General features: G+C 56.6%; 15 protein-coding genes. 11 read left to right on the top strand and 4 right to left on the bottom strand.

Going from position 1 to position 14,743, the window contains the following annotated elements:
* The first annotated feature begins 140 nt into the window (after positions 1 to 140).
* The 9 genes from tsaE (at position 141) to murI (ending at position 8,188) form a co-directional block, all read left to right on the top strand.
* Positions 141 to 653, top strand: coding sequence for a tRNA (adenosine(37)-N6)-threonylcarbamoyltransferase complex ATPase subunit type 1 TsaE (tsaE, locus tag BN1936_RS03490; RefSeq protein WP_022443189.1), 513 nt, complete (start codon positions 141 to 143; stop codon positions 651 to 653).
* On the top strand, positions 650 to 1,882 hold the full coding sequence (locus BN1936_RS03485) for an N-acetylmuramoyl-L-alanine amidase (RefSeq protein WP_082164441.1): 1,233 nt from the start codon (positions 650 to 652) through the stop codon (positions 1,880 to 1,882). Before tsaE ends, BN1936_RS03485 begins: the two co-directional genes overlap by 4 nt.
* Positions 1,883 to 1,992: 110 nt before the next feature.
* Positions 1,993 to 3,057, top strand: coding sequence for a class II fructose-bisphosphate aldolase (fba, locus tag BN1936_RS03480; RefSeq protein ID WP_022443191.1), 1,065 nt, complete (start codon positions 1,993 to 1,995; stop codon positions 3,055 to 3,057).
* A 68-nt stretch (positions 3,058 to 3,125) separates the two neighbouring features.
* On the top strand, positions 3,126 to 3,518 hold the full coding sequence (locus BN1936_RS03475) for a diacylglycerol kinase (RefSeq protein ID WP_022443192.1): 393 nt from the start codon (positions 3,126 to 3,128) through the stop codon (positions 3,516 to 3,518).
* 104 nt (positions 3,519 to 3,622) lie between these two features.
* A complete protein-coding gene (locus BN1936_RS03470; protein WP_022443193.1) occupies positions 3,623 to 4,513 on the top strand; it encodes a phosphoribosylaminoimidazolesuccinocarboxamide synthase in 891 nt (296 codons plus the stop codon).
* Between the two features lie 76 nt (positions 4,514 to 4,589).
* Positions 4,590 to 5,132 carry a 5-(carboxyamino)imidazole ribonucleotide mutase gene (gene purE, locus BN1936_RS03465; RefSeq protein ID WP_370685249.1) on the top strand — a complete coding sequence of 181 codons (543 nt, stop codon included), beginning with the start codon at positions 4,590 to 4,592 and terminating at the stop codon, positions 5,130 to 5,132.
* A complete protein-coding gene (locus BN1936_RS03460) occupies positions 5,132 to 6,298 on the top strand; it encodes a 5-(carboxyamino)imidazole ribonucleotide synthase (protein ID WP_022443195.1) in 1,167 nt (388 codons plus the stop codon). The genes purE and BN1936_RS03460 overlap by 1 nt, the downstream gene beginning before the upstream one ends.
* Positions 6,299 to 6,317: 19 nt before the next feature.
* Positions 6,318 to 7,337, top strand: coding sequence for an L-threonylcarbamoyladenylate synthase (locus BN1936_RS03455; RefSeq protein WP_022443196.1), 1,020 nt, complete (start codon positions 6,318 to 6,320; stop codon positions 7,335 to 7,337).
* 2 nt (positions 7,338 to 7,339) lie between these two features.
* On the top strand, positions 7,340 to 8,188 hold the full coding sequence (gene murI, locus BN1936_RS03450) for a glutamate racemase (RefSeq protein ID WP_049686631.1): 849 nt from the start codon (positions 7,340 to 7,342) through the stop codon (positions 8,186 to 8,188).
* On the opposite strand, the gene BN1936_RS03445 is transcribed toward murI, so the two are convergent.
* Complete coding sequence (locus tag BN1936_RS03445; protein ID WP_157274772.1) at positions 8,172 to 9,218, bottom strand: DUF72 domain-containing protein; 1,047 nt, start codon at positions 9,216 to 9,218, stop codon at positions 8,172 to 8,174. The two genes, murI and BN1936_RS03445, sit on opposite strands and share 17 nt — an antisense overlap.
* 321 nt (positions 9,219 to 9,539) lie before the next feature.
* Between BN1936_RS03445 and purB the strand changes: the two genes are divergently transcribed.
* Positions 9,540 to 10,907 (top strand): adenylosuccinate lyase, encoded by a 1,368-nt coding sequence (purB, locus tag BN1936_RS03440; protein ID WP_022443199.1) that lies wholly within the window; start codon positions 9,540 to 9,542, stop codon positions 10,905 to 10,907.
* Between the two features lie 97 nt (positions 10,908 to 11,004).
* Here purB and modC read toward each other — a convergent pair whose 3' ends face one another.
* The 3 genes from modC to modA are packed head-to-tail and all read right to left on the bottom strand — an operon-like array spanning position 11,005 to position 13,600.
* Entirely contained in the window at positions 11,005 to 12,108 is a 1,104-nt protein-coding gene (gene modC, locus BN1936_RS03435; protein ID WP_022443200.1) for a molybdenum ABC transporter ATP-binding protein, read from the bottom strand.
* Entirely contained in the window at positions 12,105 to 12,800 is a 696-nt protein-coding gene (gene modB, locus BN1936_RS03430) for a molybdate ABC transporter permease subunit (protein ID WP_022443201.1), read from the bottom strand. The genes modC and modB overlap by 4 nt, the downstream gene beginning before the upstream one ends.
* A gap of 38 nt (positions 12,801 to 12,838) precedes the next feature.
* Positions 12,839 to 13,600 carry a molybdate ABC transporter substrate-binding protein gene (gene modA, locus BN1936_RS03425; RefSeq protein WP_049686628.1) on the bottom strand — a complete coding sequence of 254 codons (762 nt, stop codon included), beginning with the start codon at positions 13,598 to 13,600 and terminating at the stop codon, positions 12,839 to 12,841.
* A gap of 127 nt (positions 13,601 to 13,727) precedes the next feature.
* On the opposite strand from modA, the gene BN1936_RS03420 reads away from it, so the two are divergent.
* Positions 13,728 to 14,531, top strand: coding sequence for a TOBE domain-containing protein (locus BN1936_RS03420; protein WP_022443203.1), 804 nt, complete (start codon positions 13,728 to 13,730; stop codon positions 14,529 to 14,531).
* Positions 14,532 to 14,743: the final 212 nt, after the last annotated feature.

Below are 14,743 nucleotides of genomic sequence, written 5' to 3'. Positions count from 1 at the left end.
CAAACAGAGTTCGTATTTTAGCGGAGAAAATTTAAAAACGCAAGAAAAATTGTTTCAATTCCGGATCCGCCTCATTTGATGCCCTAAAATAAAAGTTCGACTAGAAATACCCGGCACATGACTGCCGGAAAGAGCTGAACATGCCGGAATCCACTCAGAAAGAAATTCTTTCGCTTGTGCTGCCCGATGAGGCCTCCACGGAGTCGCTCGGTAAGCGCCTGGCGGAAGCTGTTCTGAAACACAGCAAGGAAATCACAGACCGGGGACTCAATATCCGGCTGCAGGGGACTCTGGGCGCTGGAAAAACCACGCTGACTCGGGCGCTGCTGCGCGCGCTCGGGTTCTCGGGCCGGGTCCGGAGCCCGACCTTCACGCTGGTGGAAACGTATTCTGTTCAGGGACTCGCTATCAATCACTTTGACTTCTATCGGTTTGAATCTCCGGAAGAATTTGAGGAGGCCGGCTTCAGGGATCTGTTCGGCGCCGGACGCCTGACGCTCTGCGAGTGGCCGGATAAGGCGGAACCTTTTCTGCCGCCAGCCGATCTCCTGATTCACATTGATCTGAAAGGTGATGGGCGCGAAGCAAAACTCTGCCCTGAGAATGAGTGGGGAGGCATTGTCGCAAAAGAGGTTGAGGAATCATGGCAATGAAGCGACGGAATCTTTTACTGGGCAGCGGCGGTACGCTGCTGCTTTCCCTTTTCCCCTGGGAGATCGCCTACGGGGCCGGCATCGTTGATGTCCGGATCTGGCCTGCGGATGAGTACACCCGAATCACGATTGAGCATGACGGAAAACTGAAATTCCGTTCCTTTGTCGTCCGGGAGAATCCGCCGATCCGCATGGTCGTTGATATTGAAGGACTCGCTCTTTCGGACCACCTGAAGAAGCTTGTGCAGGAAGTGTCCCCGAATGACCCCAACATCCGCAATATCCGTCTGGGTCAGTACCAGCCGAACGTTGTCCGCATGGTGGTGGAGCTGAAAGAAGACGTCAAGCCTCAGATTTTTGAGCTTCCGCCTGTCGCTTCTTATAAGGAGCGTCTGGTGGTTGACCTTTATCCTAAGAATCCGAACCGCAGCATCGCCTCGTCAGACGATCCGCTTGCCGTTGCCATCAATCAGCAGAATGCGGCGAGAAACGGCCGCAAAGATTCCTCCCCGCGCTCAAAGTCCGGCAAAGAAAAGCTTCTCGTCATGATTGATCCGGGGCATGGCGGAGAGGATCCGGGCGCGAGCGGCCAGATGGGCACGCATGAGAAGGACATCGTGCTTTCCATCGCGGGGAAACTGAATGACCTGATCGCCCAGGATGATGAGATTGATGCCCGCATGACCCGTCGAAGCGACTTCTTTGTGCCGCTGGGAGAGCGCGTGAACCTCGCTCAGAAGGCCGGCGCGAAGCTTTTCGTCAGTATTCACGCGGACGGCTGGATCTCGCCGAACGCCAAGGGATCGTCTGTCTTTGCGCTCTCAGAAAAAGGAGCTTCGTCCGCCGCTGCCCGCTGGCTTGCGAAACAGCAGAATGATGCCGACAAAATCGGCGGCATCAATCTTCAGGGGGTTGAACGCTCCGTGCAGAACGTTCTGGTTGATATGTCCAACACCTGGAAGATCAACTACAGCCTTGCTCTCGGCCACTCTGTGCTGCAGGAGATCGGCAAACTGAATGATCTGCATAAGTCCCAGGTGGAGCAGGCCGGATTTGCTGTGCTGAAGGGACAGGGGATTCCGTCGATTCTGGTTGAAACAGCCTTCATCTCCAACCCCGGCGAAGAACAGAGACTGCGAAACGACGACTACCAGCTCAGCATGGCCAAGGGAATTCTCGCCGGCATCAAGCGTCAGGTGCGGAAAGATAAGACTGTTATTCAGGGTTGATACTCCTAGGGTTGGGGATATGAAAGGCACCCTCCTTTGTCCTTTGTTAAAATATCCCCACCTTTTAGGCGATATCTTCCCCAAAAAACCATTTTTCGGAGTCTTAATAGATGGCTCTTGTTGCAATGCGCCAGCTTCTCGACCACGCGGCCGAGAACGGCTACGGTATTCCTGCGTTTAACGTCAATAACCTCGAGCAGGTTCAGGCCATCATGGAAGCTGCCAAGGAAACCGGTGCCCCGGTTATCCTTCAGGCCTCTGCTGGTGCCCGCAAGTACGCGGGGGAACTCTTCCTCGAACACCTCATCCGCGCCGCGGTTGAATCCTATCCGGACATTCCGGTCGCCATGCATCTTGATCACGGCCGCAGCAAGGCCTCCTGCATCAGCGCCATGCGTCACGGCTTCACTTCCGTGATGATGGACGGTTCCCTGATGCCTGATGGCAAGACGGTGTCCACTTACGAGTACAACGTTGAAACCACCCGCTGCATCGTGGAAACGGCCCACTGCATCGGTGTGTCTGTTGAAGGCGAACTCGGCTGCATCGGTTCTCTCGAAACTCTGACGAGCGAAAAAGAAGACGGTCAGGGCGCGGAAGGCACGCTGACCCGTGATCAGCTGCTCACCGACCCGGATCAGGCGGTCGACTTTGTCCGCGAGACCCAGCTTGATGCACTCGCAATCGCGATCGGCACGAGCCACGGCGCTTATAAGTTCACCCGTGAGCCCACGGGCGAAATTCTGTCGATTGACCGCGTGAAGGAAATTCACGCCCGTCTCCCGAATACGCACCTCGTCATGCACGGTTCCTCCTCCGTTCCTCAGGAGTTCCTCGCCGAGATCCGTAAGTTCGGCGGTGAAATGCGTGAAACCTATGGCGTTCCGGTCAAGGAAATCCAGACCGCCATCAAGCACGGTGTCCGCAAGGTGAACGTCGACACGGATATCCGTCTCGCCATGACGGCAGCCATCCGCCGATTCATCTTCGAAAACCCGAGTGAATTCGATCCCCGCGCCTTCATGAAGGCTGCCCGTAAGGCTGAGAAGGAAATGTGCAAGTCCCGTTACCTCGCCTTCGGCTGCGAAGGTCAGGGCGCGAAGATCCACCCGATTCCTCTGGATGCTTTCGCCCGCGGCTACTCAGACGGCACGATCACGCAAAAGACTCTCTAAAGTTTTTCTGCAGACAAGCGGCGCGGATGCAATCCGTGCCGCTTCCTTTTTCTCTGAGACCGTAACTCATGCCACAGCAAGACGCAGCCGACCTCAAAGGCCGCACCGGGTTCACCCGGCTTTTCAACGCATTTCACTATTCGTGCGACGGGTTCCGCGCCATCTGGGCGACCGAGCAGGCCTTCCGTCAGGAGGCCATTCTCGCCGTCATTCTGATTCCTGTTGCCATTCTTCTTCCCGTCAGCTGGACCCAGTCAGCGCTCCTCGTGCTTTCTGTTTTTCTCCTTCTGATTGTGGAGACGCTGAACTCCGCAGTTGAAGCCGCCATCGACCGGATTGGACCCGAACTTCACCCTCTCTCCAAGAAGGCGAAGGATCTGGGAAGCCTTGCCGTGCTGCTCACCATTTTTGCCGATGCCTGTATCTGGATCGGCGTACTGCTTGACTACTTTTTATCCTAGGCGCGAAACGCCGCAAAATAACCCTGCGGGCAACAATCACTGTTTTCTGCAGCAGTAAAATAAAGAATCGCAGGTTATTTTGTCACTTCCTCTGGAGATCACCCATGCAGGGTCTATTGAAAACCAGCCTGAAGTCACTGCCCCTCGTATACAGTGGCAAGGTTCGGGACAGCTATGCGGTTGGCGACGACAAGCTGCTCATTGTTGCGACCGACCGCATTTCCGCGTTCGATTTCATCCTGTCGGTTCCGATTCCTTACAAGGGACAGGTACTGACCCAACTCACGAACTTCTGGTTTGAACAGCTGAAGGGCGTGCTGCCGAATCATCTGACCGGCATCGATCCGCTGTCCGTTGTCGCTCCGGAAGAAGCTGACCAGGTCCGCGGCCGTTCTGTCGTGGCGATGAAACTGAAGCCGATCATGATCGAATGTGTGGCCCGCGGCTATCTGACTGGTGGCGGCTGGAAGGAATACCTGGCTGACGGTTCGGTTTCCGGTGTCAAGCTCCCGGCTGGTCTGCAAATGTCCCAGAAGCTCGACGAACCGATCTTCACCCCGTCCGCCAAGTCCCCGATCGGTACGCATGACGAACCGATCAGCTATGAAGAGTGCGTGAAGCGCTACGGCGGCGATGTCGCGAAGACGATCCGCGACGCTACCCTGACGCTCTACAAGAAGGCCGCTGAATACGCGGCCACGAAGGGCATCATCATTTCCGACACCAAGTTTGAGTTCGGCATTGATGAAGAGGGCAATATCCGCCTGATGGACGAAGTGCTGACGCCGGATTCCTCCCGGTTCTGGCCTGCTGATCAGTACAATGTGGGCATTTCGCCGCCCTCTTATGACAAGCAGTACATCCGCGACTGGCTCGAGTCGACCGGCTGGGATAAGAAGTCCGAGCCGCCGGTTCCGCCGGAAGAGGTTATTCAGCGGACGAGCGAGAAGTATCGCGAAGCTCTGTTCCGCCTCGCCGGCATCAAGCTCGGCTGAGATAGCAGTCTGTAGCTGACTCGCTCACAACGGAGGTCGGGACACTATCCCTTCCTCCGTCAAATTTTTTTACCGCATGTCTTCAGAATCACAAATGACCAGCAAAATCGATAAAAAGCCATTGATCGGCATCGTTATGGGTTCGTCCTCCGACTGGGATGTCATGAGCAACGCCTGCAAGATCCTCGAGCAGTTCGGCATTCCGTTTGAGGCTAAGGTCGTCTCCGCGCACCGCATGCCGGACGAAATGTTCGCCTACGCAGAAACAGCCCGCTCCAGAGGGCTGAAGGCTATCATCGCCGGTGCCGGCGGAGCTGCCCATCTGCCCGGAATGCTGGCTGCCAAGACCACGCTCCCGGTTCTGGGTGTGCCCTGCGTATCCAAGTATCTCCGGGGTCAGGACTCGCTCTACTCCATCGTTCAGATGCCGAAGGGTGTTCCTGTCGCTACTTTCGCTATCGGTGAAGCCGGTGCCGCGAACGCAGCCATTTACGCGGTCCGTATGCTCTCGATGACTGACGACACGCTCGCTGAGAAACTCGAGCAGTTCCGCGCCTCTCAGAATCAGGCTGCCCGCGACATGGTGCTTCCGACCGACGATTTCTCCGAGGCCTGCTGATGAAAAACACAAAAGCGCTTCCTCCCGGCTCCTGGCTAGGGATGATGGGCGGCGGTCAGCTCGGCCGCATGTTCAGTTCTGCCGCTTCGCGTCTCGGTTACCACGTTCTCGTTCTGGATCCGGGTGAAGTCAGCCCCGCGGGAGAGGTTTCTGCCCGCCGCATTCAGAGAAGCTATAAAGACCGCGAGGCTCTGGATGAAATTGCCTCTATCTGCCCCGCTGTCAGCACCGAATTTGAAAATGTTCCGTCGCCTTCTCTCGCGTATCTCGCTGAGAAGGGATGCCGTACGGCTCCGCTCGCTGAAGCAGTGGCAATCTCGCAGGACCGCAACGCGGAAAAGGCGTTTATCGCCTCGACCGGAGTGCCGGTGGCTCCTCACCTCGCCATTCTTTCTGATGAGGACTGCGTTGATGCCGATCCGGATCTTTTCCCCGGTATTCTGAAGACCGCGCGTCTCGGCTATGACGGCAAGGGCCAGGTTTCTGTCGACACGCCCGCGGACCTCCTTCAGGCTTATCACTCACTCGGTTCCGTCGACTGCATTCTCGAGAAGAAGCTTCAGCTGAAGACCGAATGCTCCGTGATCGTCTGCCGCGGATTTGATGGTGAAAGCGCCACCTTCCCGGTGTTTGAAAACCATCATAAGAACGGCATTCTCGCGGAAACCGTGCTTCCGGCCCGAATTTCTGAAGACGCTGAGGCTGAAGCCCGCCTTTACGCCATCCGCATTGCGAACGGCCTGAAGTATATCGGCGTGCTCTGCATCGAATTCTTCATTCTTGAAGACGGTTCTGTTGTCGCCAATGAGACCGCTCCGCGTCCGCATAACTCCGGTCACGCGACGATCGAAGCCTGCATGACGAGCCAGTTTGAGCAGCAGGTTCGCACGATGGCGGGACTCCCTCTCGGCAACACCACGCTGCTTTCCCCGGCCGTAATGCTGAATATTCTCGGAGATGCCTGGGAAACGGCTGATGGACTGAAGGAGCCGGACTGGGATGCGGTGCTCGCTATTCCGGGTGTGAAACTTCACCTTTACGGCAAGGCGGAAGCCCGTCACGGCCGCAAGATGGGGCACGTCACCTGCTTGGGGAAAACTCCCGAAGAGGCTCTTGAGCGCGCGAAAAAGGTGGCTGTCATCCTGAGGCTGCCGACCCCGGTGTAATTTTGGAAAAGTAGAAAAAATGGAGCTGACAAAAGAGCAGGAGCGCGAGATCGAACGCGCAGTCGCCATACTGGAGTCCGGCGGTATCGTCGCTTTCCCGACAGAAACCGTGTACGGGCTCGGAGCCGATGCCGATAATGAAGCAGCGGTCGGCAAGGTCTTTGCCGCAAAGCAGAGACCGACATGGCACCCGCTGATTGTTCATCTGCCGGATGCGGAAAGCATCGGCTGGTGGGCGGATCCAATGCCTCCTGCGGCTCAGCTCCTCGCGGAAAAATTCTGGCCGGGCCCTCTCACCATGGTGGTGCCCCGGGCAGAACGCTGCGGTTCATGGGTTACGGGAGGCCAGAGAAGCGTCGGCCTCCGGTGCCCTTCTCATCCGCTCGGACACGCGCTTTTTGAGGCATTTTCCGGCCCCCGCCATCGCGGGATCGTTGGTCCGTCCGCAAACAGCTTTGGAAGAATTTCTCCCACCACGGCTGAGCATGTGCTGCATGACCTCGGGGTCAAGCCGAACGGCAAAGTCGATATGATCCTGGACGGCGGCCCCTGCACGGTCGGTGTTGAATCGACCATCATCAATCTCGCAAGTGAGGAGCCGGAACTGCTCCGATACGGTGCCGTAACCCGTGAAATGCTGGAAGAAGCGCTGGGCCGTCCGGTCGTCAATCCCAAACCTTCGTCTCCCAAGGTTTCCGGTCAGCTGAAGAGTCATTACGCCCCGGTTACCCCTGTGACTCTGGCGGATGAAGATGCGATTCCTGAAATCGCCGCATCTCTCGCGCCCGAAACCTGTGCCGTGCTGGCACCCGAAAGCATTCTTGCCCGGTGCCCTGCGAACGCGGTTTTCCGTCTGCAGTCCGCGGAGTCCGAACCGGAATATGCGGCCCGTCTGTACGCCAATCTCCATGCGCTCGATGAAGCCGGTACCTCTCATATCCTCATTGCCCGCCCGCCGCGGGGCTCGCTCTGGAACGCTGTGAACGACCGTCTTTCAAGAGCCAGCGCGCCTAAGCCCGCAGCCACCGGACAACACTGAATATGGCTTCACTCAATTATGACTGGCGGGATCCGTCGCTTCCGATCGGAGCCCTGGATTCCGGTCTCGGCGGCCTGTCTGTCCTGCGGGAAATCCGCAAAGCCCTGCCGCTAGAAGATCTCCTTTTTGCCTGTGACTGCGGCAAAGCTCCCTGGGGTGACCGTCCTGGAAGCTGGATTGAAGTCCGCGTTATGAAGATCGCGGGATTCCTCACAGCTCACCGCGTAAAGGCAATTGTCGTGGCCTGCAACACCGCGACATCGGCAGCTATCGACCGTCTGAGATCAGAGTTCCCGTTCCCCGTGATCGGCATTGAGCCTGCCGTCAAACCCGCCGTGAGGATGACGAAAGACGGGGTTGTCGGAGTGCTTGCCACAACACGGACCATCACATCGAATCGTCTTGAGAGTCTGATCGAGCGCTTTGCCGGAAATGACCGTGTGATCCCGGTCGCCTGTCCTGGACTGATGGAGCAGGTCGAAGCAGGTGAATTTCACACGACGAAGACCCGCCGCATCATTGAAAAGTATGTGGGCCCCCTGATTGATCAGGGCGCCGATACGCTCGTTCTTGGCTGCACGCACTACCCCTTCCTTGCGGACGAAATACAGGCAGTTGCCGGAAAAGATGTTGTCATCATTGACCCGAGTCCCGCTGTTGCCCGATTCCTCGTTCAGAGACTGACTGAGGAAGGATCCCTCCGGAAAGCTGCCGGCCGCACCGCCGTTTCCAGGTTCTGGTGCACGGGGAATCCGGATGACCGCACAGAGACGCTTCAGAAGCTCTGGTCTCCTGAAGTCCGTATGGAAAGCCTTGAAGATGCCTGGCCGCCTCTCAGGGATGCTCTTTAGGAGGAACCGGCAGAAGCTTCTCCTGCTCGTCTCTGTCGCGCTCCTCTGTCAGCCGCTCTGAAAGCCTTTCGGCCAGCGCTACCATCCCGAGCGGCGCGCACCCTTCCGCCTTGTTATTCGCCACCACGTAGGCCGGCTGTCCGCCGCGGATAGCGGCAAGGATGAGAGTCGCAATGCCTTCTCTTGTGACGGGATCCGGCCTCTGAATCTTAGAGAAAGGCTCGTAACGCCTTTTCGCGTCATCAAAGCGGTCTCCCATGGCGAGTGTCCACCGCACCACCAGCGGCCCCGCAAGCCGGAAATCTTCCGGGGACTCCGCATCCGGGCAATCCATCATATGAAGAGCGTTAGTCTGCCGCGAGACGTCCGGCATTGTCGGGTGAAGGCCTGTGACAAGCCTCACGCCGGCTCCTCGGAGCATTGAAACAAACCTCGGCGTATAGATGATGGGGGTTCGGATTTCCACCGCATAAAAGGCATTCTCCGCCTCTTCGCCAATCTTCGGCAGCCGGTTCAGAAACTCCCCGATCCTTTCCACCAGACGGATTCTTTTCTCAGCACTCGAAATCAGCTCCCGGGGCACCTGGGCCATTTCAAAGACAAGAGGTCCTGCCTTCTTGCCAAGTCCCTCAATGACCGGATGAACGAACTCCTGCGCCGCCTTCTCGGTATTCAGAAAGAACGAGTTCTCGCGCAGCGGTCTGCCATTTGCTCCCCGCACCATGCAGTCCGTAACGGCCGCCGGCGCTTTCACCAGGAATCGGAAATCATCCGGCACCTGCTCGGCGAAGTGCCAGTACTGTCCAACGGTGAGCGGCCTGTAGTACGCGCGATCCACACCGACCGTCCGAAGCAGCGGATGACGGCTGTAAGCTCTCAGACCTTCATTTGCCAGATCCTGAACGCCGCTGTAGCGGCTCCAGACAATTCCTTTCCATCCGGGGAAAGCCCATGAGCACGAGCCGAGCCTCACCGAGCGGGGAATAATCCTCGCGAGGCGTCGGATTTCTTCAGTCTGGGGCTGAGGCATAACCGGACCATCATCCGGCCTGTCACCGAAAAGATAGTCACTCCAACCTCCCGGAAACCCCACTGATGCATCAAGCGGAGAACCTGCGGCAGCTGTCATCTGTGTCCTTTGCGGGAAATATAGGAATCTTCCTTCTCGCGGGAGCCCCGAAAACAGGCTCCCTTTCTCTTCATCTTATCGGTTTCAAAGCTTTCCGGTTATGCCTCGCCTATACACGGCACAGCCCTTCCGAGTTACTCACTTATCGACGCCAAAGTCATACGGTGACTGTTAAAATTGATCGGCTAACGACTTTTTCTTTCAATTCTGGATCATATCGAAATGGATCTTTCCTCTCTTACAGCCCTCAGCCCCCTCGACGGACGTTATGCCCGGCAGACTGACGCGCTGCGTGAAATCTTCTCTGAATACGCCTTCATGAAGGCCCGTGTTCAGGTTGAAACGGAATGGCTCATCGCCCTTTCTGAATTCGGTCTGCCTGAACTCAGCGAAATTTCCGAGCACGGCAAGGCTTTCCTGCGCGGCCTCGTGACGAACTTCACGGTTGAAAGCTGCCAGCAGATCAAGGACATCGAGAAGACCACCAATCACGATGTGAAGGCGGTCGAATACTGGATCAAGGCTCAGGTGGCTCACGACGCCGAGCTCGCCAAGGCTTCCGAATTTGTGCACTTCTCCTGCACGTCTGAGGACATCAACAACACGAGCCACGCGCTCATGCTGACTGAAGGACGCAAGGAACTCCTCGACTTCCTGAAGAAGCTTCATGACACGGTCGCCGGCTTTGCTCATGAGTGGGCCGAAGTCCCGATGCTCGCCCGCACCCATGGTCAGCACGCTTCCCCGACGACGGTCGGCAAGGAATTCGCTGTCTTCGCCGTGCGTCTTCAGCGCGTGATGGACGCTATCGCGAACGTGCAGATCCTCGCCAAGATGAACGGCGCTGTCGGCAACTTCAACGCTCACATCATTGCCTACCCTGAGAAAGACTGGGAAGCTTTCTCCCGGAACGTGATCGAAAACCGTCTGCACCTCAGCTTCGATACACACACGATCCAGATCCAGCCGCATGACTACATGGCTGAACTCTTTCAGGAAATCACCCGCGCGAACACGATCCTGATCGATATGGACCGTGACATCTGGGGCTACATCTCGCTCGGCTACTTCCACCAGAAGCTGAAGGCCGGCGAAGTGGGCTCCTCCACAATGCCGCACAAGGTGAACCCGATCGACTTCGAGAACTCCGAAGGCAATCTCGGCATGGCCAACGCCTTCCTGAATCACCTGGCTGGCAAGCTTCCGATCTCCCGCTGGCAGCGTGACCTCACAGACTCCACCGTGCTCCGCAACATGGGGGTGGCTTTCGGCTACTGCTTCGTCGGCTACAACGCCCTCGAGCGCGGCCTTGGCAAACTCCAGATCAACCTCCCCGCGATCGCTGCTGATATCGACAGCGCCTGGGAAGTGCTGGCGGAAGCCATTCAGACCGTGATGCGTCGCTACGGCGTTCCGAAGCCCTACGAGCAGCTGAAGGCTCTGACCCGCGGCAAGGACGGAATCACGGAAGCCGTGCTCGCTGACTTCATCCAGAAGCTCGAGATCCCGGCCGAGGCGAAGGACCGTCTCCTGAAACTCAAGCCGTCGACCTATATCGGCAAGGCGGTTGAGCTCGCGAAGCGCGCCTGAGAGTAGCGTTTCCTGATAAGAAAAGAGGCAGGCTTTTTAATAAGCCTGCCTTTTTTTGTCTGCTATTCCGAATTGATAAAACCGATCGCTCGGAATGTCAGGACTTGATTCCCACCGATTTGATCTGAGCCCAGAGCCGGCAGCCAGGCGTGATACCCAGATGATCGCAGGATCTGGCGGTGATGCTGGCAGCCAGCTGCTGACTGCCGACAGCGAGCAGTACACCGACCTGGGCGTCTCCCGGTTTCCGATCGACTGACTTCACAACAACCGGAATGACATTCTGAATACTGGTGTCCGTGTGAGGCGTCAGCGCGAGAGAAATATCCCGCTCGAAGAGCCCCATCCGGACGCGGCTCCCTAGACTCAGCCCTGCATCGGGAATCCAGAGCGACGCGTCGGAATCAGACACCGCGACACGGATGAGTCCGTACTTTTCATCCCGCTCAGCTGTCCGGCCTTCCAGGATGGATTCCCGCGCCTCACCCACTTCAGCCTGAGTTTTGAACCGGCTCAGAATGTCCTGAGCGCTGCCCTGAGCCTTGATGCGTCCCCGCTCCATCAGCACAACGTTATCCGCGAGACGCGCCATCTCATCCGCTGAATGCGTGACATACAGCATCGGAAGATGCTGCTCATCACGGATTCTCGAAATCCAGGGCATGATTTCCTGACGGCGCTCCCAGTCCAATGCTGAGAGCGGCTCATCGAGAAGCAGAATCTTTGGATTCAGAACGAGCGCTCGGGCAATAGCGACTCGCTGCTGCTCACCGCCGGAAAGCTGCGCGGGCTTATGCTCCAGCAGCTTCTCAAGCCCCAGAAGCTTCACCGCCTCACTGATACGCTCTTCCGTTGTATCCCTTCCGCGGGGATAGCGAAGGCCGAAACGGATATTCTGTCCGGCGGTCATGTGAGGGAAGAGGCTCGCTCCCTGAAACACATAGCCAAGCGGTCGCTTCCAGGTCGGAACGAAAATCTTCTTTTCATCGTCCTGCCAGACTTCGTCCCCAATGACGACTCTGCCCTTCGCATGCTCGAGCCCCGCAACCGATCGGAGAATCGTGGTCTTTCCGCAGCCTGAGGGCCCGAAAAGAACAGTAATGCCGGACTGATTCAGCTCAAATTCGACATCGAGAGAAAAATCCTTCCCCCTTTTCAGATGCAGCCGGATGCTGCCACCCGCTTTTTTCTCTTCGCTCATGCCTTGGACCTCCCGGTGCGGTGATTCAGAATCGAAAGCACGAAGAGCACGATGAAGGAGAAGATCAGCATGCCGCCTGCAAGGACATGCGCTTTGTCATACTCCATCGCTTCCACAAAGGTGTAAATCTCTGTCGACACAACCTGAGTCTTACCCGGCACATTGCCGCCAATCATCAGTACGACACCGAATTCGCCGATGGTGTGCGCGAAGGTAAGAACAATACCGGTAAGGAATCCGGGCTTGCAGAGCGGAACGATGACTCTGAAAAAAGCGCCGAGCGGCGTGGCGCCCAGCGTCGCGGCCACTTCCCCAGGAACAGGACCCAGCGCCTCAAAGGAATTCTGAAGCGGCTGAATCATGAAGGGAAGCGAATAAACCATAGAGCCGATCAGGAGCCCCGGGAAAGTAAAGGTAAGAAGCCCAATACCTAGCGACTCCGTAAGTTTCCCGAGCGGTCCGTTCGGCCCCATGAAGACCAGCATGTAGAAACCCAGAACGGTAGGCGGCAGAACCAAAGGCAGCGTAACGATCGAGCTGATCACGGAACGCGCCGTTGTTTTCTTCCTGGAAAGCCACCACGCCAGGGGCGTGACGAGAATCACGAGAAATATGGTCGTGAGAACTGCGAGCTGGATACTGACAAACACTGGCTGCAGTTCTTCCCACGTGAATTCAATGCCGTTGAACATTCTGGGAATCTACCTGACGTTTAATGCGGTTCGCCCGATCAGTGCCTGGCGTAGCCGTAGGACTGCTTCAGCTTATTCGCTTCGGCAGACTGCAGGAACTTGAGGAAGCTCTTGGCAGCGGCACTATTTTCGCCGTGCTTCAGGAGCACCGCGTCCTGACGGATCGGCTGATAGTACTTGGACGGGACGATCCAGCCGGAGCCGGACGTGATCTTGCCGTTCTTATAGACCTGGGACAGGGCGACAAAACCAACTTCAGCGTTGCCGGTCTTCACGAACTGGAAGGTCTTGCCAATGTTGTTGCCGGTCACGAATTTCGGCTGATACTTGTCGAGGAGCTTCAGGGACTTCAGCGTTTCGTAGGCAGCCACACCGTACGGGGCAAGTTTCGGATCAGCAACAGCGCACTTATTGAACTTCATCTCATGCACGGCCTTGCCATCCTTATCCACGAGCTTCGGATCAGCGGACCAGAACACAAGCTTGCCCTGGGCATAGGTGAAAGCGGAGCCCTTCACACCGTTGCCGTTGGCAAGAAGCTTGGCGGGCGTCGTATCATCAGCAGCGAGCAGGATGTCGAACGGAGCGCCGTTATTGATCTGAGCAAAGAAAGCACCGGTGCTGCCGAAAGACAGCTTCACCTTGTTGCCGGTCTGCTTCTCAAAGATCGGAGCAAGTTCCTGAGCAGGTGCCGTAAAGTTGGCAGCGACTGCAACCTGGATTTCTTCAGCCCCGGCCGGAAGAGCAACGGAAAAGACTGCGGCAACAGCGCCGGCGACAACAGCAGTAGAGAGTTTCATATTCTTACCTGTTTAGGAAGTTGAAAAAATGAAGAGTTATAAAATACAGCTAACTCAACAGCGTTATTCTAATTTAGAATAATCGTGTTTGAATAGCGAATCTTACCCTTATTTATTGCCATCTGTCATGCAAAACAATTCGGAAAAAACGACCACTACTTCTGACTCTGGCCATAAGGCTGACCCGATCGAATTCACCCGCTCTCTTGCGGCCTTATCCGATAAGCGGATCGATATCCTTCGCCGTATCAAGGAAACCGGCTCGATTTCTGAAGCCGCCCGTGCATCTGGCGTCTCTTACAAAGCGGCCTGGCAGGCGCTTGAAACGCTTGAGAATCTGGCTGGCGGAAAGCTGGTTGAGAAGCTGGTCGGCGGAAACCGAGGCGGTGGAACCACGCTCACCGCAACGGGCGAGCAGATTCTTAAGATCGCAGACCGCATCGCTCAGGCCCGAAGCGAGGTGCTCCGGAGCTTCACCGATGCCGAACAGCCGCTCGCGAACCACCTCACCACGTCAGGCATTCTTTCCAGCATAAGAAACAACCTTCCTTGTGTGGTGGAAAACGTGAAGCACGGTTCTGCCCTGGTCCGTGTTTTTCTCCGCCTCGATGAGGAGAACGTCATTAAGGCTTCTGTCACAGCGGAAAGCGCCCAGCTTCTGGGACTTAAGCCGGGTGTGCGGATGATTGCCGCGGCAAAGGCCACAGCGGTTGAAATCGCGAAGAGCTTTCCCGATGCCAATTTGGATAACCGTCTGACCGGGCGTGTTGTGCGCTGCACAAGGTCTGAAAAAGGCGGCGAAGTAGCACTTCGGCTTCCATCCGGACTCATCGTCATCGGGTTCGCGAAGCACAATCACCATCTCGCACCGGGCATGGAAGCCCAGGCAACGGTCGCGTCGAACGCTGTCGTTATCGCGCGGATGGACTAGTTCTTAAGTTGAGGTTTCTTCAGGTTTCTTAAGTGACTCTTAAGAAGTTTGACCACAGTCAAACCTCTACAGCCCCCTTTTCTAACTCTTCGGCATATTATGGCGCCTGAGCCGGATATGGAGAGGTCCGCCTCAGTTCTATTTTTCTAAAAAATACAAAAGTGACAGTCTTTAGAGTCCCGATACTTCTAAGGCTGTACGCACAGTAGGGT

This window comes from Dakarella massiliensis (assembly GCF_001182045.1).
GTDB classification, from domain to species: Bacteria; Pseudomonadota; Gammaproteobacteria; order Burkholderiales; family Burkholderiaceae_F; genus Mesosutterella; species Mesosutterella massiliensis.
This window is presented reverse-complemented; position numbering and strand designations above follow the sequence as displayed.